Raw genomic sequence first — 24,042 nt, forward strand, 5'->3', positions numbered from 1 at the left:
GAACCTGGTGCGCTCTCGATTGAGATCGCAGCTATCCTGCGCGAGCGTTTAGCCAGGACCCGGACCAGGCAGGTGGACGTGTCCACGGCGACTGGTATCTCAGCACCTCAGCTTTCCGCGATCCTTTCCGCACGTAAGCACGCCGACGTTGAACAGTTCGATGCGATCTGCAGCTCACTCGGTTGCGACGCTGTGGACGTGTTCGCTCGTGCCGCTGCTGCTACGGCTGACCGCCACAACGATCAAGAGGCACCGCCAGCGGTTTGATGGCGTTCTGTTGCACTACAATGCAACAAATGAGAGGCTGAGATGACGACCACGATCGCAGACACCCGCCGCGCAGTCGGCTGGACAGTGCGCGAGCTCGCAGAGACTCTAGGTGTTGCCCCCAGCACCGTCACCCGCATGGAGCAATCCGAACGAGACGGCCGTATCCAGCTCGGAACCCTCCAGCGCGCGCTGAACGTGATGGGACGAAGCCCCCGCATCGAAGTGGTAAACAACCGCCGCGAGGACCGGGTGACGATGGAGCTGCACCGTGAGCTCGCGAGAAAGCTCCGCGAGGACCCGCAATTCGTGCTCGACGTCGTGCCGGCAAACCTTGACCGCCTCCGTGAACGCCTCACCTCGCCGATCGGCCAGTTATGGGTGAACCGTTGGGCCGAGCTGATCGACAGTCCACCCGAAACCCTTATTGCCGGGATGCTCGCCGACACAACAGAAGGACGAGAACTACGGCAGAACTCTCCGTTCGCCGGAGCGCTTAGCCAAGAGGAACGGCTCGCAGCGATTGAGCGTGCAAACCAGCAATGACACGGGACGACCTCGAAGAGGCGTAGGCACCGCGGAGAGCCGGCTCGAGTCTGCCAGGATTCGATCAGAAGTTCAGGTCAACCGCTGGGTCGCTTCGCGGGTGATGAACCTGGAGGGCATAAGTGCGAGCTTAGCTACCTCGTTCGTGGCTCCCTACGCTCGACCGCACTGGCCCACACCCAAGCGGTATACACCTCGTTTGCGTGACCCGTCCACCGAACCTGCACCGCCTTGTCTGTCCAGGCGATCGCCTCAGCATCCGGCTGTATCGCGTTCTCCGGAAACCGAACCCAAGCGCGAACCGGAATCGGCTGCGCGGCGCGGCGGGGTGGATGGTGTTCCAGGTCGAGTTCGGCGTCGCTGAGGCTGATCGGCTTGGCTCGCACCGTGACAGCTTCTATCGCCCGGTCGATGCCGTGTCCCGGATAGCGACTGTTTTGGCCCATGTTCTGTTGGTCAGCGATACGCGTCGAGGAGGACCCAGCGATCATCCCGGTCAAGTACGACGTCGAAGACCAAGGTGTCGCCTTCAGCATCCCGGCCCTGGAATCTCCATCCCGTACTGTGTGCTGGCGGGTGAGTCAGTGCATCGTGCGCGGCGGTTGTGATCTCCAATCGGGTCGGCGTGTCTGTTACTAGATACAACCTTCCTTGCCATCCGAGTGACCGGGGGACACCCGCCCGGGTCAGATCGATCGCGACGGCGGCCTCGGCAACGCGGGTCATGGTTAGCTCCAATCCTATAAGTACATTCGAAGATGTGTTCGAATTGTACGCCGAGCTTTGGCCAAACTCCAAGGTGATAGTCAGCGGTGCGCCGCGGCGACATGCAGAGGTTCGTTCGGGGCTTTACGACGTGCCTGCGGGTGATGTGTCCAAAATGCGATCTACCGTTCAGCTTCCGTGGCTCGTGTTTGCGCCGGCATCCTGAAGCGCCGCAGGGGGTCTGGCAGTATGTGACCATGTCAGGGAAGCCGAAATCCGAGCCAGCCGCTCTTTCAATTGAGATCGCGGCCAGCATTCGCGAACGAATGGCTCGGCAACAAATCACCAAGGCGATGCTGGCCGACATGACGGGTATATCTCTCCGGCAGTTGACGCGGCTCCTTACTGCGGAGAGACACATGAACGTGGAGCAGTTCGTCGGCATCTGCCATGCGTCAGGTATGAGTGCCCCAGCGGTTCTCGCGCTGGCGGAGGCGTCCGTCCGCGACGGCCACGACGAGAAGTAATCCCGGGTGGCGTGCTGATATGCTCGCGGCCCGCTAGTGGGCGAAACCTGGAAGGAGCGTCTCATGGGTGGTTGGCTTAACTTGGGCAAGATCTGATGGATCAAGAGAAACTTTCTGCGATGGCCGAGCTGTTGAGCCGTCGCAACGCCATCGATGCGCAGATCGCCAGTGTCATTGGTCGTCCAATGACCTCGGGTCACCTCGGAGAGTGGGTCGCCTCCCGCGTGTTCGACATCGAGTTGGAGAAGGCAGCCAACGCCAAAGGTATCGATGGGCGATTCCGCAGTGGTCCCCTTGCCGGTCAAACAGTAAATCTGAAGTGGTACCTCAAGCGCGAAGGCATCCTCGACATGACGCCTTCGGCTCTTCCTGACTACTACCTCGTACTCAGTGGGCCAATCAGCACCCGGGGTTCCTCGTCGGCGGTGGAACGGCCCTGGCGCATCGACGCCGTCTACCTCTTTGATGCCCGTGGGCTAAATGCGGCGATGGTCGAACGCGGAATAAAGGTCGGCACCGCGTCGAGTGTCCGTAATGCTGACTGGTCTGAAGCGGAGGTGTTTCCTCGCGCAAACAACCCAGCGTTGAAGTTGACCGCCGAGCAACAGACAGTCCTTCATCGCTTCGCGTTTGCTGTCTAGTCCATTCCGCTCTACTCGACGGCAACCAACGTCGCTTTGCGAGCAGTGCTTCTTGAGTTTCAAGAAGGTCACCTCCCTTCGGTCGTGCCCGTGGCCGTCCTAAGATGCGAGTATCAGTCATAGGCGATCCTCGTTGTTGCGCGGGATCGCCGAACGGATGCCATGAGGGGGCCACTATGAAGGCCGTATGGACCGTAGTCGGTTCCGTCATCGCGTTGGTACTTGTCGCTTCGACGACAGCCTGCACTGGCGGTTCGGGCTCTAATTCCGCATACTCGGCGCCCAGTTGCTCGCAGCTACTTGCATCGGCTGTTTCCCACGTGCGATCGGGCGCAGTCGACATCGACTCCACCATGCAAGCGCTGAGTAACAACTGTTCGGATGAGTATGAGATCGCCGTCGACTATCTGTCGAACTCCACCGACGGCGCGTTCAGCATCGACTCTTGCGACGAACTGCTTGGCTATGGCGTCAGGGCCGAATCGGTGACGCTGCTTGAGCAAGACGGACGGTGCAGTTTCGGCGAAAGCAATATCGACGTCGGCCCAGAGTGGCCTGAGGGTGGCATCGGATGGGACAAGGCACGGGAACATTCGGGGACGGTTCAACGCGTGTGTGGCCCACTCATGAGCGCCCGGGATACCGCCGACGGTACTTTTGTAAACGTCGGCCAGGACTACCCGTCCGCGGATCGTTTTACGTTCATTTTCTGGGACGTCTATCTCGAGCCTATTGAGCCCGGCGCTACAGTCTGCGGGGGCGGCGAAATCTATCTCTACAACGGCGTTGCGCAAATGGAGATGCGCGACCCGAGCGCGCTGGAGATCTGGCGTTAGCGGGCATCGAAAGCGGGTCGCTTGACGGGAGTACCGTGATGACGTTCCGGGAAACAAGCGCAATTGACGCGACAGATGGGCGGCGCCCCTATGGCGCGGAGTCGACGACTCAGACCCTCATCGCCCGTTCGGACCACTCGAGATACTCCACGCATAGGCTGACCAACATGGAGGCTGACCGGCTCGAATCGATTTTGGAAGACATTGAGATCGCAGCATTGGTGCGTGAGCGCACCGCTGCAGGTCCGGCCACTTCGCTTGATCCGTTGCTGGATCATTTCGGGATCACGCTCGTCGACTGATCCAATGACTGTGCCCCAAACGGCGAGGGGCACAATTTCGACGGCCTGTGGATAACCTCGGCCGACGCATGTTCATGCTCGCTACCCTTTGCCTATGTTGAGATTGGCTGAAGCAGGCGAGGAGCCAGAGCCTCCAACGACTGATTGGAGCTTCCTTGGCGACAGCGAGGACGTGGCGCCGGGAGAGCTGCGTAGCGTTCTATGCGAGAGGTCAAACCCTGATTCTCCTCAGGTGTGAGACATAGATCGGCTCTTGGGCCAGCACCATTCGGCGGCGCGATGTCGGTGTATGGCGAGATGTGCTGTTCAGAAGCGGCGAAACGGCAACCACACTCCACGAGCGCGCTCGGGCCATGCGCAGAGACCCGGATACTGACTACCAAGCTGCCCGCTTTGGCTTGGGGGCTTGCCCTCAAATCGAGAAATGCAGCGCCCATCGTGCCGGCGGCGTTGGCACCCCTACCGCGGACGCCTGGAGCGTTTTCCGCACTTTCGGGATCTAACCAGCCGGGCTAGTCTCGGCGTGCTCGGGTGCAAGTGGTGCACAGGTTTCGTACTACGGCTTGCACACCCGAAAATAGCGAGATTTCAGTACCGATACCGCGCTTTCCTTTGCTCCGCACTTTCTACTTCACTTCTTCAAATCACTTACACCCCTTGCACCCCGAAGGTGGACCTCCCCTGCTTCGCTGGGATGGGCAGGGTGCAACAAGGGGTGCAACCAGGCATTCGGCAGACACCCCTCTGCACCCGGTCTCGAGTCGCCGGCCTCCTGGTGGGTGTAACAGGGTGCATGCGTGGTGCAAGCGACATTCTCTGTCGACTAGGGGCTGTATTTCAAAAGTGTGGAAAGTCCTCCAGGCAGGTCTTATATAGGGCAATTGCTCTACGCCTCAGTAACGCAGGCCTAGCTCAAGGAACAGCCAATGAACGACGACGAAACACCGGGCCACCGCATCGGAACTATCGACCCTATCGACGCCCTCACTACCAAGTCCTCGCAGGCCGAGGAGATCCGCTGCCGCCCCTACAGCAGCGATGACGCCGGGCGAGGTCAGCGACTGGCCGACCACCTCCACTTAGAGAACACATACCGGTTTACTCCCTGGAAGCGGTATGACTCAATCTGGGATGCTCGCGCTGGTATTTGGCGCGATGACGCTTCCCTCCAGATCCGCGCTGTCGCCGCTCAGCTTGCCAAGTGGAACAAAGAGGACACGCGAAACGCCTCCAGCCTGAAGGCGATCAACGCTGCCATCACCATGGCGCAAGCCCAGAAGCCGGAGCTGACCGCTGCATACACCGAATGGGACGCGCGACCAGAACTGCTCGCTCATCCAGACGGCACAACCTCTAACCTGCTCACCGGCACCACCCGGCTGAGTCGTCCCGAGGACCTCCTCACCAAAATGACGGCGGTCGCCCCGGCGACTGGCCCTTCCCCGGTGTTCGACAGTTTTCTTCAGTTCGTCACCAACGGTGACCAAGCCTTGGCCAAATACGTCCAGCAGGCCTGGGGGATGGCCCTCCACGGGAAGGTGCAGCGCGAATTCGCATTCTTCTTCTATGGCAAATCCAACTCGGGCAAGAGCACGCTGATGAGCCTTCTGGTCGACGCCCTCGGCCGGGAACTCGCCGTCGCAGCTGCGGCACCCATGATCGTGGGAAAAGGAGGAGCAGAGAACCAGATCGCCGACCTCAAAGGGGCACGGGTGGCGATCATGGAGGAGCTGGCTCCGGGTGCTCGAATCAACGGCGGGTTCTTCAAGAGAATCTGCTCACACAACTTGCTCAGCGGGCGTCAGTTGAACCAGGCCACGCAATCCTGGGTTCCCACACATTCACTGTTCCTGACCGTCAACGACCTTCCCGCAATCGACGGTGACGCGGGTGTGAAGCGCCGGGCAATCGCCGTCCCGTTCAACAACGTCCCAGCCCGAATCGATCCGCTGCTCAAGCAGAAGCTCGCTGCAGAGCTAGGCCAGATACTTGCTTGGGCGATTCGTGGCGCCGGAGTCATCCACGCGAGCGAGTACCACCTGCCGCAGTGCGCCTCGGTAGACCAAGCCACTGCCGAGTGGCATGAGGGCGGCGACCTGCTGAAGCGTTTCGCGGACGAGCACCTGCTCATCGATCCCAGCGAGCGCGTCGCGAGACCGGATCTCGCTTTCGCGTGGCGAAACCACTGCGAGGCGGAATACGCGCGTCCGTGGACGACCAACACCTTTGTCACCGCGATGCGCGAGCGCGGGCTCGCGACCGACTCACGGCCGATCAGGGGCAAATACTACGTCTTCGGGGTCACCCTCCTGGGGCGCCAAAACGGCGAGTACGACGCGAACGCGCTGAAGGCACTGCGTGCTGCCAGCGACCCGCGTGGAGGACCAATCGCTGCCAACCAGCAGGTGGAAGCGCCAGGGCAGGAAGGAATCCAGTGAGCAGCTACCAGCACAGGCACGCCACTCAAGTTCTTCAGGCACTCGACGCAGACCGAAGCCCTATCGGTGTGGCGGTAGACCGCAGCCACGTCGCCGTCGCGTTCGCTTCCGGTGTTACCTGGCGTGCAACCACTGCAGGTAACAGGGACGCCGCGAGTGCACGCTCACTGGTCAAGCTTCTGTCCGAGTCGGCCCGAGCACTGTGGACGGTGGAGCCGATGCACCGTACCGCGCGGGGACTGCTCAAACTGGTCCCGGCCTTCGACGCTCACCGCCTCCGCAACGCGACTACCGCAGAAGCGATCATCTGGGCGGACCCCGAGCACCGTTTGGCCGGGGAACGCGGTGTCGGGGTTGCCCGCCACGACGCGCGTGCTGCGTCACTCATCGCAGCAGAGACGGCCGCCCGGCTCTCCGTACTTGATCCTGCACTTCGCCGGTTGGCCCTCACTGCTGTGGAGCTTGATCAGGCGTGGCGGCACCGAGTTGTCCATGGATGGAATGTCGATTCGGATCGGCTGGAAGAGGCGCTGGATGACTCTGAGGGCGAGCGGTCCCGTATATTCCGGGCGGCTGGCTTCGATCTCACAGCGACCAGCAGTGACGAGCAGAAGGCGCGAGTTATCCGCTGGCTTGCCCAGGCAGATATGCACCCGACAGAGGATGGAAAACCATCAACATCACGGGACGCCTTCAACCTGGTGCCGGAACCGCCGATCGGTACAGAAGCGTGGAACAGGTGGAGGCTATTCCGCGACACGAAACACCTCACCAGCACCCAGGCGACACTCTTCGGCCTGGACCGCGGCTTGTCGCTTGGTCACGTCCACTCGGAACTGCGACTCTTCTCCGCCAGCACCGGGCGCACTTCGATGCGGCAGGGGAACTTGCAGGGTCTCCACGGTCCACGCCGTAATCTGCTGCGCGCGTCGCCGGGGCATGTCCTGGTGAGCATCGACGTAGCTCAAGCAGAACTGCGCGTCGCTGCCGCGCTTAGCGGCGACCCTGCCCTGCTTCGTGACCTCGAGTCCGGGGACGTATATGAGGGCATGGCCAAGCAGCTCTTTCAGATCTCCACTGTCGACCTCGACCAGCGCAATGCTGCGAAATCACTCACTCTGGGAGTGCTCTACGGGATGGGCGTGCGCGCCCTCGCACGGAAGCTCAGCCGGACTCCAGCTGAAGCAAGGAACCTGCTCAACACGTTCTGGGGCGCCTACCCGCAGCTCATGGAATACAGGACACGCCTTCAAAGGTCAGTAGGTACGCAGCTCTACACGCAGACGCTCCGGCGGCCGCTGGCGATTCTCCCGAAGGATGCCGGCTATAGGGCCTTGAACACTTGCGCGCAGGCCGAGTTCGCCGATCTGATTACGGTACGTGCAGTCGAGGTCGCGAGGCGGCTCGGACCCGCCAGCTTGTGGCTGGCGTTGCATGACGAGCTGGTCGTAGAGGTGACTCCCGATCGGGGCGACGAAGCAATGCGCATCCTGTCCGAGGTGATCACGGCGCCGTTCCTGGGGGTGCCGATGCGCGGTGAACCCGAAGTGCTCGGGCGGGCCTGGAGGAAGTAGCGACGAAGTTGTGAGGGGCGGAGCCAATGCGGCGACCGCCCCTTTTTCGTCTGCGTTTGCTCCGTTTCGAAACGGCCGGCCGCCCACGGTTCCTACGCATGGTGCTCGGTAACACCCCCACCCGGGCCAGGTCACCTTATCGCTAGCCACATCTTCGCTTGCTCAGCAGCGAACTCCCATCGAAGCCCCTGCGCTCGGCCAACCCAGCCAAGCAGAGCGAGCAACGATGAACCACGCCCGAATCGACTATCACCAGCCCGAAAACCTCGCGGACTTCCTAAGGAGGGTTGCCACCGATGACGCCTCATTCAACGACCGCGAGTTCCTCCATGTCGCGAAGGCCGCCAGGACGGAACTGCAACGGGTAGCGCGACATCAAGGCGCACACGTGGACGAAGCCCTCTCATACGCCTACCGTGGCTGGAAGGCGAATCCAGACAGGTTCGCCATCGCAGACAACTCCTGGGCGCTCACCGTGATCAGCGTCAGAGACTATCTCCGAGCGGAGAGAGTGGCGGGAAAGCTCTGCATCTCAACCGCGGCCGTAGACCGCGCACGTGTGGCGGGTACGCCCCTCGACCCGGCCGCGAACGTAATCCACATGGCACCGGAGGATTGGCGGATACTCGAAGAGAAGGGGGTGGTGGAAGGCGCCGACACATGGGGCGCAGTGACCGCCATGAACGCCGGAGCCGTGGACAGCGACGCACCAAATCAGGGCGGCGCCGAGCCCACCATGACCGCTATCATCACGGGGCTCCTCATTGCGGTCGGATGGAGCCGGGAGGACGCTGAGACCGCAGTGCTGGGCGTCTTGGACGCAGCAGTGATGTACGCGGACGCAGGGACCGGCGAAGAAGTCGGACACGATGCCAGACTTCGCCGCGCTGTCGATCGGATCGGACGGGACGATGCTTTGGCGATAACACTCCAAGTGACGAAGAGTGAGCTTTCAGCGCTCGGGTCCCTCCTGCTCACCAACCGAGCCGGCGACCACGGAGTCCTCTACCTCCACGCAAAGGGCCAGCCCATCGACACAGGTCGGAAGAACATTCGTGCCGCGATGAAAAAGCTCAACCGGCAGCCGCTGGAACTCGTGGCTTGAGGTGCGAGCCCAGTCAAAACGCCATACTGGCGCCCTGATCCTCAAGCTTTCTTGGGTCGCGGGAAAGACACGACTCAGAACGCTCCTGCAGCGCGCACACACCTCCACCCTCCCTCACCGATAGAAGACGATGCAGGTGTTAGACCGCGCTTCCTGGGCTATGCGGCTGTCCCGCATATTTCCTCCCGGTGAAAAACAGCGCGTAACCCAGGGTCCGGGGTTTCCACGCAAGCAGCCGACTCCGCACCCCGCACGATGGGTTCATTGAACTCAGTTCTGCTGTTCCTTGCCCGGCAAAACCGACATGCCTCCGACCCTCTAGCTCTTGTGAGAGTTCTTGTTTGACGGCCGTTCCAAACGAGCGACACACTCTCGACCGGCACCCGGTGACAGTGAAGGTATGACGACAAACAACTTCCCTTCAACCGATCTGTACGGTCCGCAGGATTGGATCGCCCGCTGGACAGTCAGCCTCACCACGCCGCTTTATTCGGTGCGAATGCAAAACCAGATCCGTAGCGAAATGCGTGCGTTTGCGAGGCGATTGCCGGAGCATCACGGAACCGTGGTATCCGGGACCCTCTACGACATACTCTTCACTCTCCCGACCGCCGACCCGTTCCTCAATTTGTACCGGGACGACACCGGTGTCATCCGTCTCCCTGAAGTAGCAGCGTTCGGCTTGTGGCAGAACGCGGTCGATCTGATGCCGGCAAGCAATGCGGACATCGGACGGGACACTTGCCTCGCCCCGATGGCGGAGCCGCTCTCTGCTGAGTCCGTAGAGTTCTTCTTCCACGCTTCCCGTTCCTGGGAGGACGCCCGCGACTACCTGGTGGAATTGAGCGCCGGCAGGGCGACATGGGAACGCACGGAAGACTGCTTCGAAATCGCGGAGGACGCCATCCGGTGGGGGCTGCTCCGCCGCAAGGCATACGGAGTCCACCGTGACGAATTCTTTCTGAAGACGGTACCGGCTTGGGCGGCCCGCGCGACCAGAATCGTCAACGATGAACCTTTCGATGAGGGGCGAATGTGGCGGCTGCGCACCGGGGCTGAGATCCCGGAAGGCACCTACGAGCGACTCGCTCGAGCGGATGTTCCCTGCGGGTGCGATGAGCCAGGCTGTACGGGCGGATGCTGAATCGGCCTAATGACATGGGCCTGTCAGCGGTGCAATAGGGTCCCCCTATGAGCGAAATAGCACTTAGCCCCGGTTTTCTCCTCGACTGGCAAGCGGCCGAGACCGCTGCCGTAAGCCACATGAGAACGCTGAGATTTATCGATGCGCAGGCCACGGGACCCGGAACGGATGGCGGCATTGACGCGCTGAGCACCGAGGCTGCTGCGCAGGTGAAATTCTATGCAAACCCCATTGGCCGCCCTGACATCCAGCGGCTGCGAGGAGCTGCCCATGAGTACCGTCTTGCGCTGTTCTATTCGACGGGTGGCTACACAAAAGAAGCAGTCGAGTATGCAACCGAAGCCGGCGTCGCACTATTTCAAATGGACCCATACGGAAGCTGCGAACCGGCATCGGAGCTCGCAGAGGTTCTAGGAGAGCCGGAACATGTCCACGAGCGCAAACAGCAGATGGAGGAACTCCAAGCCGTTCGATACCGGTTCGCTGCCTCCGCGTTAGAAGCAGATTTGGAACTTTATGCGGAGTTCGCTCGCGTTGTGTCCCTTGCTCCCGATGAAGAAGCTCTCTTCTCTCATGTGGAGTCCGAACTCGCGCTCTTGGTCCGTGAATTCCGCACCATCATTGAGTTCAAGAAGTTTGCCGAGGCTGACGCAGCATTTGGCGAGATCCAGAAACGAACCTCGTTCCTTTCCTTCATAACCGGGTCAGAACTCGGAGCGCACTATACGGACCTCGAGGAGGCAATATCGGAGGGCTGGCAATGCGATGCAACACCTGGATCAGACCACCTCCTGCAAAGAGCCGCGGAGGGAGTATTCGCGTTGAGCAAGTTCCATGGCGATCACCTCAAAGAATGGGTTGACCAGCAAGCCAACATGCCTCAAGACCTCATTGACGCGAAGACCCTCAGGTTCGCCGGGATGCTTCTTGTCACCTCTTTTGACAGTTCTCTCCTGAGCTCTGAATTGCATACGAAGCTCAACCTCACGCTCAAGAGTGGCGTGGAGCGGGGCCATAAAACTGCCCAGCAAGCCTTTGACCAGATTCGCACAATGTATGCGGACATGAGGCGTGAAGAACCTCGCGAAGTCACCGTACTGAGGCTGCGCGAGCAGAGCATCGCTGCGCGCGTCCTCCGCCAGCTAGGAGGTTCGTTGGCGCTATCAGCTGACGCTTGATGCCGCGTTCGTCGACTCATCGTAACGGCTCAGGCTTTGCCCGGGCTGGCCCGCGTTAGGTGAGCGTGAAGAAGAGCTTGTCGCCCTGCATGTTCGTGACGGACCAGAGGCCGCCCTCAACTTCATCTGCTGGAACCTGCGCGCATACGTTCGCGCTTGCTGTCGCCCCCGAGAACAGGTTCCCGATGTCGTAGAAGTCACTTGGGATGACACCGCAGCTTGTTGCCCCTTCACCGTAGGAGCGACCCGCGTCTGAGACGAACTCGAACGTGAGGCTATAGAACGGGTCAACCCCATCGGAGATGTCCTGCCCGCCGGACTCGAGGACATCGATGGTGATAGGTGCCATGACGGCGGAGTGTCCGGGGAGGAGCTCGTTGAACTGGTTCTCAGCCATCACGATCGCTGCAGAGTCCAAGTTGCTCGGCTGGAATCCAACAGTCCAGATGGACCCCTCAGCAAGGAGTGATTTCGTGCCGGCCAGGTATGGTTTCGCACGGGAGCCGTCTGGCTCGGTTGACTCTTCGACGACCTCCGCAGGCGCCGTCTTTTTCGGGTCATCGATCGGCTCGCTCTGATCGCCGCCGGAACAGCCAACCAGTGTGAGGGAGAGGACTCCGATGATGCTGGCGATGGTGAGAGTGTTCTTCATGAGGTCTCCGGGTAGCTGTAAGCGGTGCGGATGATGCTGGGCTGTGAGCAGCGCGTAAATTGTGAGCGCATGGGTCAAGCCACCGCGCGGCTAATTGCCGACGGGCCTGCCCCGTATGGTCCGGGCGTCAGTAAACGCTTGTCTCCATACTGGCGTGCCAGGAACACTCTGCGGGCGTTGGATCTGGCCCCATTTCGGGTCAATCACGACCAGAGTGTGAACTCTCGCCCGGGCATGACCGACAACGTTGAAGCATCTGGAGCGGGCCGCCCGTGTGCATAACGCCGGATTCGGTTCCTAACAACTGCCCAAACTCTTGCAGGGGCCGATCGTAGCCAAAGATAGGCCCGATCGGCACTACGCCGCACAGCGACGCAACCGGCCCAACCATCCCCTGAAACAGATGATGACAATGAGTGACAAGACCAGCACTGAGATCAATGCCGAGAACACGGACCCGCGCACCAAGTCACGAAAATGGGGCATGAAGCTCGTCACCATCCTGATCGCGGGCGTCCTGGTGCTCGCCGGCGGCATCACGGTCTTCTCGGTAAACACAGCGAACGCCGCTGCGGAGGAGACGGCGCGCCAGTGCGCTGCTGCGCTTAAGGGCAGCACCACCGGAGCACGGGCAAGCACGGCAGCTATCGCGACGGCCGACCAGACACTCGAAACCGTCGAGAGCGTCACCCTGCCAGGCGACGAAGCGTGGATGAGCACAGAGTATGCAGCCCGTGCCGGCGCTGAAGCCATCAGCAGCGGTTTCAGCTGTTGAAGCCACCGAAGGTGTCGAGTCGGTTGCCGCTGTCGAGGCTGTCCCCGCCCGCGCGAGCGGTGCCGAGCATATCGCCAGCGTCAGCTTTGCCCACGGTGAGCTTACCAAGCTGGAGTTTCCGACCACCTGCACCGAGCGGGAAGAGGCTGCAGCCATCACCGCCCTCACTGTCGAAGTCAAGACCGCAACCAGGGCGCTCGACACGAACGTCACGACGCTGCTCGATGACTTCGCCGCGTTCCAGACCGAGGAGACTGCGCGGATCGCCGCTGAGATCGAAGCTGCCCGAATTGCGGCCGAGGCTGAAGCGGCTCGTGTTGCTGCTGAAGCTGCGGCCGCAGCGGAAGTTGAACCTCAACGTGCAGCAGCCTCCAAGAACGCTGGCGGTGGGGGCAGCTCCAGCGGCCCTCGCGGTTCCACTGGCGTTCCAAGCTGAGGCGGTCGGGTTGGACCCGGCTGCGGTGGTCCCATCGGTTTCTGCTGGGACAGCAACGGCATGGGCGGCATGATCGCGGTGCCCTGCGACTGAGCCGTGAGTCCACCATGATCGGTTCACGGACCAACAGTTCTGATTCGGGTGATTCGAACAGCAGCCCGCTTCAGAAACGGAGGAGGCGGTCAGGAACGACGGGGGCCTAGTTGAGGACTACAACCTCGTAGCCCCTGCTGTTGGCCCAGGACTGAACCTTGGTAAGCATCGAGTCTCTATTGGGCTCCGCCCTGATCCCTGTTGATTTACCACTGGAGGGCATCGCAATCCACTGCGTTCCTCCGGCACCATCGGGGCTGGAGAACAAGATCACAACCGGTCTACCGATTGCCTCCGCCTGAGACTCCGCCATGGAAAGCAATTTCTGATGCAGAGCACCAATCGACTCAGGGGAGAAGTCAGTGTTTCGTTTGTACTGATCGCCGATCGGCTGAGCCTGCTGGGCGAGGACCTCAATGACCGCGGCAGGTGTGGGCTCTCGAGGGTCGAGCTTGGCGGTGCTGCCGTCGGGCATGATGAACTCACGCTGCGCGTTCTGTGCAGCCATCTGCTTCTCGAACTCGGAGACGGAACCGTTGCCATCAAGGTCAAGCGGGTCCGGTGCTGCCGGAGCGGCAGTCTTCGTGTCGACCGGCGCGGTTGCAGTGGTTGGCGCGCAAGCTCCGAGGCCAATGGTCAGAACCGCAGCGAGGGTGAGGCTGGCGAGGATCGTCTTCGTCATGGTCGTGGCACCTAGTGAACGATGAGCTCGTAGTTGCGGGCCGCAGTCCAAGCCTCAGCCTGAGCAACAACCGAAGCCTTGTCAGCCGAACCGAAGAACGGAGCCTGCTTCTGACCGCTGGCCAAAATCACCCAGATGGGACCTTCGCCAGATGACGGCGTCTGATACACAACCGCAATGCCACGGCCTAACTCAGCAGCCTTGAGATCAAGGTCGCCGATGAGCGCAACCTCAGCCTGAGCCCTGGCGTTGCCACTCCGGGTAGCGGCAATCGGGGCGACCGTCTCTGCCTTGACGGCAGCGTGGACCGCCTCGGGGAACGGCTGCGTCGGGTCAACCTTGACAACGGTGCCATCAGGCAGCGTGTAGTCACGAACAGCGTTCTTCGCGCCGACCTGCTTCTCGAACTCGGAAACGGAGCCGTTGCCGTCGAGGTCCAGTGGGTCCACGGTTGGCACCTCGGTCGCAGTGTCCAGCACCTCCTTGGGAGCCGGCGTGCAAGCAGCCAGGCCTACCGTGAGTGCCGCGGCGAGGGCAAGGGCTGCGAAGTTCGTCTTGTTCATGGTTCGGATTCCTAGTCGATGACAATCAGTTCGTGGTCGGTCTGGTCGGCCCACGATTGAACTCTGCTGACCACTTCATCGCGATTGAGGCCACCAACAACCCCGGTGGACTGCCTACTGGATGCGACGCTTCCCCACCCCATCTGCCCGGATCCATTCGGCTTCGAAAACACGATCACGATGGAGATTCCGGTGGCCTCCGCCTGGGCGGTTGCATAGTCTCGCACCTCGCTGATAAGCCCCTCCACCGATTCGGGGCTGAAGTCCCGGTTCGACTTGGCAGGCGCGACCACCGGGATCGCTTGCTGGGCTATGACCTCTTTCACGGCTGGAGGCATCGGCTCACGAGGGTCGATGATGACAACAGAGCCGTCCGGCATGATGAACTCACGCGGTGCGTTCTGTGCAGCCATCTGCTTCTCGAACTCGGAAACGGAACCGTTGCCGTCAAGGTCCAGCGGGTCCGGTGCTGGCTCCTGAGTCGGGGTCGATGCTGGCTCAGCTAATAACTCCGGGAACATCTGCTCCGTAGAGCAGGCAGCAAGGCTCACGGTGAGGGCTGCGGCGATGAGGGTGGCAGCAGCGTTCTTAGTCATGCGATCCCCCTCAAAGCATCGATCGGTGGTGAGCGACACACTGTCCGTACCAAATGATGGCAGTGCCTCAGGTTCCATACTGGCTGACCGGTAACGACATGAATGCGAAACGGGCGAAGACCACGCCCCCATTTCGGGTCGATGGCACTGCGCGCCTCCGGCTCTAACGGCCGTTCACTATCCCGCGCACACGATGGTGTGAGACGGAGTGTATGTGCGGGGGCCATCGTCGCCGCCCGCAGGTTGCACAAGCGGTGGACCAGTTGACGATCATCAGATAGGTCCGCCCAGGCCAGGCCAGGCCAGGCCGGGCCACGGCGTGGTAGCTCGACTGATCGCTAAGGGGTTTCGCTCAGGACTGGGCCCCAGCGTTGCCCCGGCACACGTAAAGGCTGTTGGACGGCCGCAATTAGGTAAACAGGTGCTTGCCCTGTCAGCAAATATGCCCACGGTCTGCGAGTGGGCTCGGTGCGCAGCGTTCATGAATTTCGAGCTACAACTACAATTGTTCACAATCTGAGAACAATTCACTTACGATACGCTGTGGAATGACGAGCCAGGCGGCCGCTTGCTTGGGAATTGAGAGCGCACGTAGAGGAAAGAGAGGTAAGGACATTGACGGAGTGGGATGAAGTCCGAAGAGTGGTGAATTCGTTGGGCGGGAGCGCCGATGATCTGATCGGCCATGCCTTGGATCAGGGCTATTCGCCAGAACTCATAATGGAGGGGGTCAACAGGGCCCTGGAGTTCGACGCAAAGCTCAAGAGCGCGGGTGTTACGGAGTTGCCGTTCGGAGTGGATGAGGCGCTTCCGCCGGGCACCCTAGACGGCCGCGTTTATCACCACGAGCCAGCTGAGATCTGGTGGGACATTTTCCGAACGCCGCGTCGAATTAGTGACCGTTCCGAAATGCCAGACGACTACCTCTGCGGACTCATCAGCTGGCAAGTCGATGACGCCCCGACGACCTATGAGAACTATCGCAAACAGTTTCCGGAGGTACCCGTCTCATCCGACCCGCAGACTTGGCTGGAAGGCACGTCTCTCATGCGAGCATTGCGGCGTGAGGTTGTCCTGCGGGGACTTGATGTTCGGTAGGAAAATTGCAGGCTGGCCTGCATCGCCGTCGGAGGGCTGCAGACCTCTCGAGATCAGATTCGTGCCGAGCTGGGTGGTCGAACCGTCACCCCTGAAGACCTAAGGAACCTGGTGCACTACTACGACGGTCTTTCCGACGAAGAGCAAGCCTCCGTTCGTGCGAACTGGGACGAGCAGATCAAGGCGAGAATCGCAGATCTGAACCTCGAGGCTGCACTCATCGAATCTGGCCGACCCTGGGCAGAAGCGGACGCGGAAGGCCGCATCGTGATTCGAACGGCTGAGGGGGCCTACCTCTCTGCACGAACTACAGCATCCTGGGTGGCAGACGCCCTCCCAGCGGGGCGGGTCGCGTCGGCTGACCGCGTCATCACGGAGGCGATCAGTCGACTGATAATGTCGCACGGGGAGATCCCAGCAGCAGTGACCGAGGAACCGACAACGACTGGCGATAGAAAGTACGACGTTCTGCTTGCCACCAGTTTTGCTTTCGCCCTAATGAAACGCGGAGTCGAGCCTCTACCTTGGATGGTCTCGCTGCCGGCGCTGTCCCAGGAGTGGTTGTGGGGAGATGACTGTGGAGCATCCGTTGAATACACCGAATACATTCGTGCCCGCACACCGGAGATCTTTCTGAGGAAAGGGATCCTCCTGCGAGAGCGTGACCTGATCGCTCCCTGACCTGCGGCTCAGCAATGCGGCTCTCGCGGCACGCCGCCCAGGATTGAGTCTCGACTGTCGAGATGCCGGACCGCTTGGCTTGTGGCTTTAACAAGCTCCCGGCCGCCGGATCGAGCGAACTCGACCCGCGGGACGCCTTTTCGTGCATGCCACGGAGAAGTCGGAAGTTGGAGTATGTGGCGACCGGTTCCGATCGACACGCTGCGACGCCAGGACGCCGAATCTCGGTGATACGGTGACGACCACGTCGAGGCCAAATGGAGGGGGACCCAGTGGATGAAGAGCTCGAAGAGTTCAATGAGCACGCCGATGAGAAATCTCTGGCTCCAGAAACTGAGTATGAAGGATCCAATTCGTCGCGATTCGCTATCGCTGGCACGTTGGGATCTGACTCTGAGTCCCTACCGAAAGCATGGGTAATCCCGCGGGAGAATCTCGAGAGATTCGGATTTAACGCGGATCTGGCTCTCCCCGACCGAACCGAGTCGATCGGGGACGAGCTTCGCTACCTTTCGCAGGTGTTTCGCGAGCCGGGCTCTGTGTACTCGCTGCGCCGACGTGCGTGGGAAGACCTTAACGAACAGGCCGAGCTCTCGGCGCGCCTCGCGTTCCTTGCGAGTGGTCTCGTAAGCCCTCTCGAACGAGAGTCCGTGACAGCGGCCGTGGCGATACTGAACAGCACATCCATTCATCGCAATGCTCCCTTACCGTTCGGGGTGCGCACGTCGAGATGGATGGTCTCCCCTTGGTTTCTGGGGTTCGGAGTTCCATGGATGTGGGACTGGGTGGGCACGCTGCCCACGGAGGTGCAGGAGGATGAGAATGAGTCGCTCCTGTGGGAAGGCTCCCATTGGTCGCAATACAGCCAGTTCTGGCTCGAGGAAGCCTCGTTTCGAGGGGAGGGCGAACTACTGGCGATCGTTGCTCTGATGGCTCGCTGGCGGGTCGAAGCCGGCCGACGCTCCCCTGACGCCGTCACGCGTGAACTCGCCGCGGCCGCCCTCTTCACGCCGCCCACTGACAACAACGGCGAACCCGACAGATCCGAGCCACCTGCAAGAGCGAAGGGCACGATCTCCACGATCATCCACGGAACGATTGGGTGGAAGAAAGCCTGGTGGTATCGCAATGGGGACTTCCATGACTTCATCAAGAGCCAGCACCGCCCAGGCTTGTATAGCGGTGGTCTTGCATTCGGGTGGTCCGGATCACTCAGCGATACGCAGAGACGAATTGCCGGTGACCGATTCAGGGACTGGGCGGATGAGGTCGGTGGACCTAATGGGTTGAAAACGGTCTTTGCCCACAGCTACGGCGCAGAGATCGCCGCGCGTGCTGCTAATACGGGAGCCCGGATCGAGGAAGTCGTATTCCTGAGCGCTCCGATCCATCATCATCACAGCGCAATGTTGGACCGCGTCCATCGAGTTATCGACATCCGCTTGCGCAACGACATCGTTTTGACGCTGGCATCGATCTATAAAGGTGCGCGGCACCGGTTGCCCCAGCACGACCGCTTGACGGTCGAGATCATTGATAGGTCGCTGTGGAAGCATAGCGAGACCAGAAACCCAGTGCTTTGGAAGCAGGAGGACCTCGCGAATCGAGTCGCGCTCTAGCTGCGGAGCACTCGGCCTTCCTCGGATCCTGGCGACTTGATGAAGTTCTTCGCGCCCCGTTGGGGAGCGCTTTTCGCGATCTGTGCACTCACAAGTGCACACCCGTTGGCACTGTTTGATAGTTGGATGCTTGAAGCCGCTGGTCGACAAAGTGGCAAGGCGTCTGATTTGGAATCAGTGAAAGGACGACATCGTTTGTTTTCGACGAGCGACGATGGCATGACCTCGCTAATTGCTCTCGAGCCTTTCGACGCGAGCCTCAAGGTCACGGATGTATTCCACAAGTTTCCGGAGTCCATTGACGAGATTCGCCCGAGCCCTATCGTGAAAACTCTCGTCGTCAAGCGCCTGCTGGAAGTCGGCAAGTGCACCTTCGAGCGGATTGTCGAACTCGGGAATCGTCATGCCCGCACTCTATCGGCGGTGAAGTCATGGCGATAGGACAGAAGGCTAGCGGGTGCTGAAGCACACGCGTACACAGCGTAGTTCGAAGCGGAGGCCCTAATACTGGTGCGGATCCTTGGACTGACCAAACTCTCCAGAGGCCAGGGATTTCATCCGCAGCGGGCGACGTCCCTCGTTCTGCTTGAAACGAAGTGGGCTCCGTCTCCGTCATCCGACGCGGTGGTGGTGCCAGTCGACGGTTCCGATTCCACACTTGGTTGGCTGAGCGAGAGGTGGTGAGGGGGCTAACTAAGACCCCGGCGAACACCTTCGAGGCTGGCGGCGGCCTCGAAATATCGTGTCCAGTGCGCGAAGGTCGGCCGGCTCGTGAAAGCCGGCCGAGGTCGTTCGTGTTGTCTTCGAGGCTACGTGGTCGGCGTTTGTGGCGGAATCGTCCCTGGTTTCTTGAGCTCTGGCAGTCCGAGAAACGCCTCCCACTCGGCATAGGTGCAGTTGTATGCCCAGCCGGAAGAGGTGCCATCTGCTTTCTTTCGTCCGAGAGCAGGAATTAATTCGGTCGCAACAGACATCGTCGGGATAGGCAGTCGCCAAGTATCCGACACGATTGAGTAGTACGTCGCGCCGATCGGCCCGTATCGCCCCTGGCCGTCTCCGCAGTAGATCAACAGCATATTTTCCTCTTCCCTATTCAGTAGCCCGGCTGGCATTGCGATTGCCGACTGTCCGGCGAAAGGACAGCCGTTCAGCCATGCGGCTGGGTCGGTAGTTGCTCCATTAATACGAATCTCTAAATGAAGGTGGGCGCCCGTCGTGTAGGCACCTGTAGACCCCACGGGCCCGACGTGCTGGCCCGCGGCTACCGCCTTACCGTTTCCGATGGGGCTGGGTGTGGCCATGTGCATGTAGGTGCTCTGGACGCCACCAGCGTGGTTGATTCGGAGGATGTTTCCACCGCCGTTCGACCAGCCGTTGAACGCCACCGTGCCAGCACCGATCGAGCGAATCGAATCGTTGCTGGACATGCCGAAGTCCGTTCCTTCGTGGAAGGTCCAGACGCCAGTGACCGGATGGCGACGGTTGCCATACGAGCTTGTAATGTCTCGCATAGGAGCGACGAATGGATAGTTGAATCCCGCTGGGGCGCCTATCGCGGCGCGTGCGTCGGCAAGGGATAGTCCGAGGGCCATCAATGCAGTTATGCCGGCGCTACCGGACACCATGGTTCGTCGCGACATCGTCCCGTCACGCTGTTCTGCGGCATCACCCATGGCTGATAGTGACATTCTTTCGCCAAAAAGGGCACGTCCCAGTTTCGGGGGCGTATGTAACCGGTCCTTGAGCATGAAGCTTCTGGCTTCTACGGTGGGGGCATCCTCAGCGCTGGCTGGGGCGGTGAGAGGTGTGGCAGATATGTCGAATGACTATGCGGCGGCGTGGGACGCGCTCGCGGATGCGATCGGTGCGGCCGAGGGGAAGTCGTCTGGGTCAATCAGCGAGATGGAGCACTTGACCGGTGATCAGCGGATCAAGGTGGCAGGGGTTGCGGCGTTGTTGTCAATCGCCCAAGAGATTTCTGCGCTGAACCCGAACAATACGCTTCACTATGGCGAGGGCGGCAAGAAGCTGAACGGGTGGGGTATTGAGGTTCTTTGATTGAGCGGCAGTCCCCGCAGTCGACCTGTGTCGAACACCAATTCGCCTACACGCGCGTCATGTGCGCGCGCGTGACGGGCATCGACTGGTCGACGTTGGGATTCGCCTACACGCGCGACGCGCACGCGCGCATGACCCTTGTCGAACGTTCGCCATATCTCCGGTTCGCCTACAGGCGCGGCGCGCGCATGCGCGTACGGGGCTTTGACCGGTCACTGATGCGTTGGCGCAGTTCGGGGCTGATTGGCTGGGTCTTGGGTATGGGTTCACCGCCTGTTTGGCCTCGCCAATTATCCCTTGCGGCGGTGCCGATGACGGTAGACGCGCGTCGCCTCAGGCCTCGGGGTTGTCGGCGCTCGCGGGTACCGTTGGGGATGCCTCAGCAGTCGGTTGAGCGGAAGAAAGGGATTCACCATGGCAGATGTGCATTCGTCCGGTAACGCGCTCTACGCGGCAATTCAGGAGTCAGCAGAGAACGTAAAGAACAACTTCCACGAGGCGGATGTTCCGAAGGCGCTTCTCGAGTTGGCGTATGCGTGGAGGGCTGTTACCGGTGGCACTCAGCCTGGCTCTTCCGTAGTCAACAAGTAGGAGCGTTCCGCCGCAGCTCCTGTCGCGAAGAGGACGGCGCCGTACTTGGAGCGGTCCGGAACTCGGGTGGGACATGATGTCCCACCCGCCGAAAACCTCAGCTCGGAGCTGTATCCCAAACGGCACCCTCCACAGCAGCCGTCGCGGTGTTCAAGTCATCCAGCTTCTTATTGATCTTCTTCAGCTCAGAGACGATGTCTCGCAGTAGTTGAGTATCCGACATGTCCAGAGCATAGCGAGGAGACTATAAGCGCGTCTGCAATAGACCTGGCTGCGAAGTCGCTGATGCCGGACCTGGGGCGCCCGACTCGTTCCCTCGATGGTTCAGCTCATGAGGACAAGACACGTCGTGACCGAATGTGATCGCTCGAACGACGGACACCGCAGGTTGTGCATATGCCGACGGTAGACTCACAGAGGTCGTCCATCACCCCGGAGGTAGGTTTGGCAGCGCTACAGCCGTGGGAGTTCGCGCGCGTCGACGGGTCCTCGGGGGACGTTTCGCTAGATCTTTCGTACATCACCTTTGCGAGACCAGCTGCTGTCGTTGCCCTCTGCACGAAGGCGGAGCATTTAGTTGCCGCCGGCGCCGACGTCTACGTGATTGCACCGCAATCAAGTGATGTCTCCAATTACTTATGCCGAACTCGTCTTCCTGCGACATTGAATATGATCGGCGCCCGACACAACTTCGGCACTGTAAATGAACGGGCACAGGGGTATTCGCTCGTGGAACTTGCACCTTTTAGTGATGCTGATTCGGTGTCGAGTCTCGCCGACAGTGTGCACAGCTTCGCCTCAACTTACAGTCAAGAAATTGCGTCGGCGCTTCACACCGCTGTGTGCGAGGCCGGCGAGAACGTTGGCTTCCACTCCGGAATGGATCATGGATATCTCATGGCTCAGTACTTTCCTGGGATGGGTACGTTTGAGTTCGCCTTGGGCGACAGCGGCAAAGGATTCTATGAAAGTCTCAAAGCGGCGGGCGCCACTTCCGCTCATCACGCGATCGAACTCGCAGCCACTCGTGGAGTGTCTTCGACGGGTGACTCCACTCGCGGCATCGGGATCGCGGCAATACGTGAGCACGTAACTAACCTGGGAGGTCAGTTGGGCCTTGCTGCCGATGAGGCTTTTCAGACCTTCAGCCCGGCCGTACCCAATGGCCAGGTTCGGCCGTTCGCCGGGCGAATAGTGGGATCTCTGGTCTCCGGCCAAATCGATACAAGGCGACGATTTCGCTAATACCACTACGCTCCCGTTAATGCAAACGTGCTAGCATTCGAGGCATCGGAGGAAAGGGCGCTCTCTATGTACTCGATCACTCTGCCCCGTCTTGTGGGCACCAGAAGCATCGCCGAGAAGATGGTCAATGATGCTGCGCTAGATGGCCCGAACGACAATGAGGCGATCATCTACGCACGCGCCGTTTTGAGTGCCGCACCATCTTTCGTCGACGCATTTGTGGGAGCACTTCGAAGCAAGGGCGTGACGGTAATAAATGTTGTGGGTGGTTCGGAAGACCTACTAGCGAAGCTTCGACGCTCTGCGCAAACTAGAGGCGGCATCGCAGTGGTGACAACGTCGGCAACGAAAGCCTTCGCATAGCACTACTTCGCGGGGATGCCGTTGGATACGGTGCTGATGAGACTCGTGAAGCTTTCATCAAGCTCTGAGATGCTTGTGTCCTCGTTTTGGGCGGCATACATTTCGCCCATGAGGGCGAACATCCTGCTCGCGGACAAAGGGGACTTCTTCCCGAGGCCCGCGACGGCCGCATGCATGCTTGCCGCGGCTTCAGCTAATGCTTGATCTCGCTTCGGATCAGTGACCACCAATGCGGCGGCACTTCCATACTGGAGGTAGAGCGCATAGCTACGGCCGACCGCCTTGAGGGCTTCCCTTCGAACTTCACGCCGGAAGGCCTTGCTCGCGGTTCTGGCCTGGAAGGAGCTCGTAATCCACGCACTCGTGGCGCTCGATCCCGCGACGACGACCAAGACCGCAAGCCCAAGTTGCCAGACTTCAAGTTCTGCGAGGCTCTTCAGGAATACGTCCACCTAGCCCCTTTCGAAGATTGCCGGAGTTGCTCTTCATGCTGAAGGTCCCCTCGAATAATGAGCATAGATGTCCGCAGGGATGTGAAGCGTCGGACGCGCACGGCACAAACTTCGTGTCGGGCGTCGCGTCAGATGAGCACTATCCCGCACGACGGACACCACCACGCCGTAATGTCGTCACCGTGCGGCTCGCACCTGGTTAGGCAATCCGGGCAATTCGGGGTGTCCAGTTCGTCCATAGGGGGCTAGTCCAGCAACGAGGCTAAGCCGTCTTCACCGAGAAACTGGGGGCAGTATCTGGCGGTTGCAAAGACCATGAAGCTTCCAATATCTCCGGCGCTCATGCCTTGATCAGTTGCCATTTTGAGATGCTGTAGCCCGGCGTCCATTTGTGAAAATCCGGAGTCTTCTGCTGTTTCGCGAACGTCGCAGAAACCGCTCCCGAGGTCTGCGAGATTGGCTTCGGGCATTCCCTTGAAGCTCGCCAGCTCTCCGACCATTGAGAAGTAGTGTTCGTCGGTGAGTGAGTCAGCCTGGCTCGAGCAGCCGGCAAGCATGAGGGCTGCCGCGGTGATGGCCAGGATCCTCTTCATGGCCTGACCCTACTGCGCCCCGCGCATAACTGACTAGCCCTCACGGACCGCGGCGTAATTCACTCTGAGTGCTCACCCACGATCTCGCTGGGCGAATCGACATGGCGCTACGTCATCGTCACGGTATCGAACATCGGGATGGCCCGGCATTCCATGTCTCCGCTTCGTTCTCTGGAGTCGCAGCCACCCCCGGCCGCGAACACCCGACTCCCGAAACAAAGGTTGAGCCTGGTGGATCGTTCAAGACGGGATTGCGGATCGCCTCCACTGGAGCGATAACGC

The 24,042-nt window shown here is 60.5% G+C and carries 27 protein-coding genes; 18 read left to right on the forward strand and 9 right to left on the reverse strand.

Features of this window, described 5'->3' with window-relative positions:
* Positions 1 to 309: 309 nt before the first annotated feature.
* Positions 310 to 813 carry a helix-turn-helix domain-containing protein gene (locus tag ACX3PH_RS13185; RefSeq protein ID WP_459093144.1) on the forward strand — a complete coding sequence of 168 codons (504 nt, stop codon included), beginning with the start codon at positions 310 to 312 and terminating at the stop codon, positions 811 to 813.
* Positions 814 to 947: 134 nt separating this feature from the next.
* Here the strand turns inward: ACX3PH_RS13185 and ACX3PH_RS13190 are convergent, their stop codons facing one another.
* A complete protein-coding gene (locus ACX3PH_RS13190; RefSeq protein ID WP_459093145.1) occupies positions 948 to 1,259 on the reverse strand; it encodes a hypothetical protein in 312 nt (103 codons plus the stop codon).
* A gap of 516 nt (positions 1,260 to 1,775) precedes the next feature.
* Between ACX3PH_RS13190 and ACX3PH_RS13195 the strand changes: the two genes are divergently transcribed.
* From ACX3PH_RS13195 to ACX3PH_RS13235, 9 genes are all read left to right on the forward strand, one after another.
* Positions 1,776 to 2,045, forward strand: a complete 270-nt coding sequence (locus ACX3PH_RS13195) for a helix-turn-helix domain-containing protein (RefSeq protein ID WP_459093146.1) — start codon at positions 1,776 to 1,778, stop codon at positions 2,043 to 2,045.
* 119 nt (positions 2,046 to 2,164) lie between these two features.
* Positions 2,165 to 2,686 (forward strand): hypothetical protein, encoded by a 522-nt coding sequence (locus ACX3PH_RS13200; protein WP_459093147.1) that lies wholly within the window; start codon positions 2,165 to 2,167, stop codon positions 2,684 to 2,686.
* 176 nt (positions 2,687 to 2,862) lie between these two features.
* Positions 2,863 to 3,522: a hypothetical protein gene (locus ACX3PH_RS13205; protein ID WP_459093148.1), complete on the forward strand. Its 660-nt coding sequence runs from the start codon at positions 2,863 to 2,865 to the stop codon at positions 3,520 to 3,522.
* A 167-nt stretch (positions 3,523 to 3,689) separates the two neighbouring features.
* Positions 3,690 to 3,824 (forward strand): hypothetical protein, encoded by a 135-nt coding sequence (locus ACX3PH_RS13210; protein ID WP_459093149.1) that lies wholly within the window; start codon positions 3,690 to 3,692, stop codon positions 3,822 to 3,824.
* Between the two features lie 926 nt (positions 3,825 to 4,750).
* Positions 4,751 to 6,262 (forward strand): DNA primase family protein, encoded by a 1,512-nt coding sequence (locus tag ACX3PH_RS13215; protein WP_459093150.1) that lies wholly within the window; start codon positions 4,751 to 4,753, stop codon positions 6,260 to 6,262.
* The gene (locus ACX3PH_RS13220; RefSeq protein WP_459093151.1) at positions 6,259 to 7,836 is read left to right on the forward strand and encodes a DNA polymerase; all 1,578 of its coding nucleotides are present in this window, start codon (positions 6,259 to 6,261) and stop codon (positions 7,834 to 7,836) included. Before ACX3PH_RS13215 ends, ACX3PH_RS13220 begins: the two co-directional genes overlap by 4 nt.
* A gap of 226 nt (positions 7,837 to 8,062) precedes the next feature.
* Positions 8,063 to 8,941: a hypothetical protein gene (locus ACX3PH_RS13225; protein WP_459093152.1), complete on the forward strand. Its 879-nt coding sequence runs from the start codon at positions 8,063 to 8,065 to the stop codon at positions 8,939 to 8,941.
* Between the two features lie 565 nt (positions 8,942 to 9,506).
* Positions 9,507 to 10,085, forward strand: a complete 579-nt coding sequence (locus tag ACX3PH_RS13230; protein ID WP_459093153.1) for a hypothetical protein — start codon at positions 9,507 to 9,509, stop codon at positions 10,083 to 10,085.
* A 47-nt stretch (positions 10,086 to 10,132) separates the two neighbouring features.
* Positions 10,133 to 11,263, forward strand: coding sequence for a restriction endonuclease (locus ACX3PH_RS13235; protein ID WP_459093154.1), 1,131 nt, complete (start codon positions 10,133 to 10,135; stop codon positions 11,261 to 11,263).
* Between the two features lie 55 nt (positions 11,264 to 11,318).
* Here ACX3PH_RS13235 and ACX3PH_RS13240 read toward each other — a convergent pair whose 3' ends face one another.
* On the reverse strand, positions 11,319 to 11,915 hold the full coding sequence (locus ACX3PH_RS13240) for a hypothetical protein (RefSeq protein ID WP_459093155.1): 597 nt from the start codon (positions 11,913 to 11,915) through the stop codon (positions 11,319 to 11,321).
* A gap of 412 nt (positions 11,916 to 12,327) precedes the next feature.
* Between ACX3PH_RS13240 and ACX3PH_RS13245 the strand changes: the two genes are divergently transcribed.
* Together ACX3PH_RS13245 and ACX3PH_RS13250 are read left to right on the forward strand one after the other, a co-directional pair.
* Positions 12,328 to 12,690, forward strand: coding sequence for a hypothetical protein (locus ACX3PH_RS13245; RefSeq protein WP_459093156.1), 363 nt, complete (start codon positions 12,328 to 12,330; stop codon positions 12,688 to 12,690).
* Entirely contained in the window at positions 12,650 to 13,126 is a 477-nt protein-coding gene (locus tag ACX3PH_RS13250) for a hypothetical protein (RefSeq protein WP_459093157.1), read from the forward strand. The genes ACX3PH_RS13245 and ACX3PH_RS13250 overlap by 41 nt, the downstream gene beginning before the upstream one ends.
* A gap of 199 nt (positions 13,127 to 13,325) precedes the next feature.
* On the opposite strand, the gene ACX3PH_RS13255 is transcribed toward ACX3PH_RS13250, so the two are convergent.
* From ACX3PH_RS13255 to ACX3PH_RS13265, 3 genes are read right to left on the reverse strand one after another with little or no spacing between them, the layout of a single operon-like run.
* Positions 13,326 to 13,901: a hypothetical protein gene (locus tag ACX3PH_RS13255; protein WP_459093158.1), complete on the reverse strand. Its 576-nt coding sequence runs from the start codon at positions 13,899 to 13,901 to the stop codon at positions 13,326 to 13,328.
* 11 nt (positions 13,902 to 13,912) lie between these two features.
* On the reverse strand, positions 13,913 to 14,464 hold the full coding sequence (locus tag ACX3PH_RS13260) for a hypothetical protein (protein ID WP_459093159.1): 552 nt from the start codon (positions 14,462 to 14,464) through the stop codon (positions 13,913 to 13,915).
* 11 nt (positions 14,465 to 14,475) lie between these two features.
* The gene (locus ACX3PH_RS13265; RefSeq protein WP_459093160.1) at positions 14,476 to 15,060 is read right to left on the reverse strand and encodes a hypothetical protein; all 585 of its coding nucleotides are present in this window, start codon (positions 15,058 to 15,060) and stop codon (positions 14,476 to 14,478) included.
* A 615-nt stretch (positions 15,061 to 15,675) separates the two neighbouring features.
* On the opposite strand from ACX3PH_RS13265, the gene ACX3PH_RS13270 reads away from it, so the two are divergent.
* The 4 genes from ACX3PH_RS13270 to ACX3PH_RS13285 all read left to right on the forward strand — a co-directional run bounded on the left by ACX3PH_RS13270 (position 15,676) and on the right by ACX3PH_RS13285 (position 18,899).
* Positions 15,676 to 16,158, forward strand: coding sequence for a hypothetical protein (locus tag ACX3PH_RS13270; protein WP_459093161.1), 483 nt, complete (start codon positions 15,676 to 15,678; stop codon positions 16,156 to 16,158).
* 111 nt (positions 16,159 to 16,269) lie between these two features.
* The gene (locus tag ACX3PH_RS13275) at positions 16,270 to 16,839 is read left to right on the forward strand and encodes a hypothetical protein (RefSeq protein WP_459093162.1); all 570 of its coding nucleotides are present in this window, start codon (positions 16,270 to 16,272) and stop codon (positions 16,837 to 16,839) included.
* A gap of 272 nt (positions 16,840 to 17,111) precedes the next feature.
* Positions 17,112 to 18,458, forward strand: a complete 1,347-nt coding sequence (locus ACX3PH_RS13280) for an alpha/beta hydrolase (RefSeq protein WP_459093163.1) — start codon at positions 17,112 to 17,114, stop codon at positions 18,456 to 18,458.
* 36 nt (positions 18,459 to 18,494) lie between these two features.
* On the forward strand, positions 18,495 to 18,899 hold the full coding sequence (locus tag ACX3PH_RS13285; protein ID WP_459093164.1) for a hypothetical protein: 405 nt from the start codon (positions 18,495 to 18,497) through the stop codon (positions 18,897 to 18,899).
* Between the two features lie 368 nt (positions 18,900 to 19,267).
* Here the strand turns inward: ACX3PH_RS13285 and ACX3PH_RS13290 are convergent, their stop codons facing one another.
* Positions 19,268 to 20,206, reverse strand: coding sequence for a M23 family metallopeptidase (locus ACX3PH_RS13290; protein WP_459093165.1), 939 nt, complete (start codon positions 20,204 to 20,206; stop codon positions 19,268 to 19,270).
* Between the two features lie 58 nt (positions 20,207 to 20,264).
* On the opposite strand from ACX3PH_RS13290, the gene ACX3PH_RS13295 reads away from it, so the two are divergent.
* Positions 20,265 to 20,516: a hypothetical protein gene (locus ACX3PH_RS13295; protein WP_459093166.1), complete on the forward strand. Its 252-nt coding sequence runs from the start codon at positions 20,265 to 20,267 to the stop codon at positions 20,514 to 20,516.
* 688 nt (positions 20,517 to 21,204) lie between these two features.
* On the opposite strand, the gene ACX3PH_RS13300 is transcribed toward ACX3PH_RS13295, so the two are convergent.
* Positions 21,205 to 21,330: a hypothetical protein gene (locus tag ACX3PH_RS13300; protein WP_459093167.1), complete on the reverse strand. Its 126-nt coding sequence runs from the start codon at positions 21,328 to 21,330 to the stop codon at positions 21,205 to 21,207.
* Between the two features lie 173 nt (positions 21,331 to 21,503).
* Between ACX3PH_RS13300 and ACX3PH_RS13305 the strand changes: the two genes are divergently transcribed.
* A complete protein-coding gene (locus ACX3PH_RS13305; RefSeq protein ID WP_459093168.1) occupies positions 21,504 to 22,352 on the forward strand; it encodes an ATP-binding protein in 849 nt (282 codons plus the stop codon).
* Positions 22,353 to 22,717: 365 nt separating this feature from the next.
* Here the strand turns inward: ACX3PH_RS13305 and ACX3PH_RS13310 are convergent, their stop codons facing one another.
* Together ACX3PH_RS13310 and ACX3PH_RS13315 are read right to left on the reverse strand one after the other, a co-directional pair.
* Positions 22,718 to 23,167, reverse strand: a complete 450-nt coding sequence (locus ACX3PH_RS13310) for a hypothetical protein (RefSeq protein WP_459093169.1) — start codon at positions 23,165 to 23,167, stop codon at positions 22,718 to 22,720.
* Between the two features lie 245 nt (positions 23,168 to 23,412).
* Positions 23,413 to 23,760 carry a lipoprotein gene (locus ACX3PH_RS13315; RefSeq protein WP_459093170.1) on the reverse strand — a complete coding sequence of 116 codons (348 nt, stop codon included), beginning with the start codon at positions 23,758 to 23,760 and terminating at the stop codon, positions 23,413 to 23,415.
* Positions 23,761 to 24,042: the final 282 nt, after the last annotated feature.

This window comes from Homoserinimonas sp. A520, from assembly GCF_054489245.1.

Coding starts and splice junctions, on each gene's coding strand:
- ACX3PH_RS13205 (WP_459093148.1), top strand. CDS start 2,863: ATGAAGGCCGTATGGACCGTAGTCGGTTCCGTCATCGCGTTGGTACTT.
- ACX3PH_RS13265 (WP_459093160.1), bottom strand. CDS start 15,060: ATGACTAAGAACGCTGCTGCCACCCTCATCGCCGCAGCCCTCACCGTG.
- ACX3PH_RS13185 (WP_459093144.1), top strand. CDS start 310: ATGACGACCACGATCGCAGACACCCGCCGCGCAGTCGGCTGGACAGTG.
- ACX3PH_RS13200 (WP_459093147.1), top strand. CDS start 2,165: ATGGCCGAGCTGTTGAGCCGTCGCAACGCCATCGATGCGCAGATCGCC.
- ACX3PH_RS13215 (WP_459093150.1), top strand. CDS start 4,751: ATGAACGACGACGAAACACCGGGCCACCGCATCGGAACTATCGACCCT.
- ACX3PH_RS13290 (WP_459093165.1), bottom strand. CDS start 20,206: ATGCTCAAGGACCGGTTACATACGCCCCCGAAACTGGGACGTGCCCTT.
- ACX3PH_RS13190 (WP_459093145.1), bottom strand. CDS start 1,259: ATGGGCCAAAACAGTCGCTATCCGGGACACGGCATCGACCGGGCGATA.
- ACX3PH_RS13315 (WP_459093170.1), bottom strand. CDS start 23,760: ATGAAGAGGATCCTGGCCATCACCGCGGCAGCCCTCATGCTTGCCGGC.
- ACX3PH_RS13240 (WP_459093155.1), bottom strand. CDS start 11,915: ATGAAGAACACTCTCACCATCGCCAGCATCATCGGAGTCCTCTCCCTC.
- ACX3PH_RS13260 (WP_459093159.1), bottom strand. CDS start 14,464: ATGAACAAGACGAACTTCGCAGCCCTTGCCCTCGCCGCGGCACTCACG.
- ACX3PH_RS13195 (WP_459093146.1), top strand. CDS start 1,776: ATGTCAGGGAAGCCGAAATCCGAGCCAGCCGCTCTTTCAATTGAGATC.
- ACX3PH_RS13305 (WP_459093168.1), top strand. CDS start 21,504: ATGCCGACGGTAGACTCACAGAGGTCGTCCATCACCCCGGAGGTAGGT.
- ACX3PH_RS13255 (WP_459093158.1), bottom strand. CDS start 13,901: ATGACGAAGACGATCCTCGCCAGCCTCACCCTCGCTGCGGTTCTGACC.
- ACX3PH_RS13210 (WP_459093149.1), top strand. CDS start 3,690: ATGGAGGCTGACCGGCTCGAATCGATTTTGGAAGACATTGAGATCGCA.
- ACX3PH_RS13235 (WP_459093154.1), top strand. CDS start 10,133: ATGAGCGAAATAGCACTTAGCCCCGGTTTTCTCCTCGACTGGCAAGCG.
- ACX3PH_RS13300 (WP_459093167.1), bottom strand. CDS start 21,330: ATGTCGGATACTCAACTACTGCGAGACATCGTCTCTGAGCTGAAGAAG.
- ACX3PH_RS13245 (WP_459093156.1), top strand. CDS start 12,328: ATGAGTGACAAGACCAGCACTGAGATCAATGCCGAGAACACGGACCCG.
- ACX3PH_RS13225 (WP_459093152.1), top strand. CDS start 8,063: ATGAACCACGCCCGAATCGACTATCACCAGCCCGAAAACCTCGCGGAC.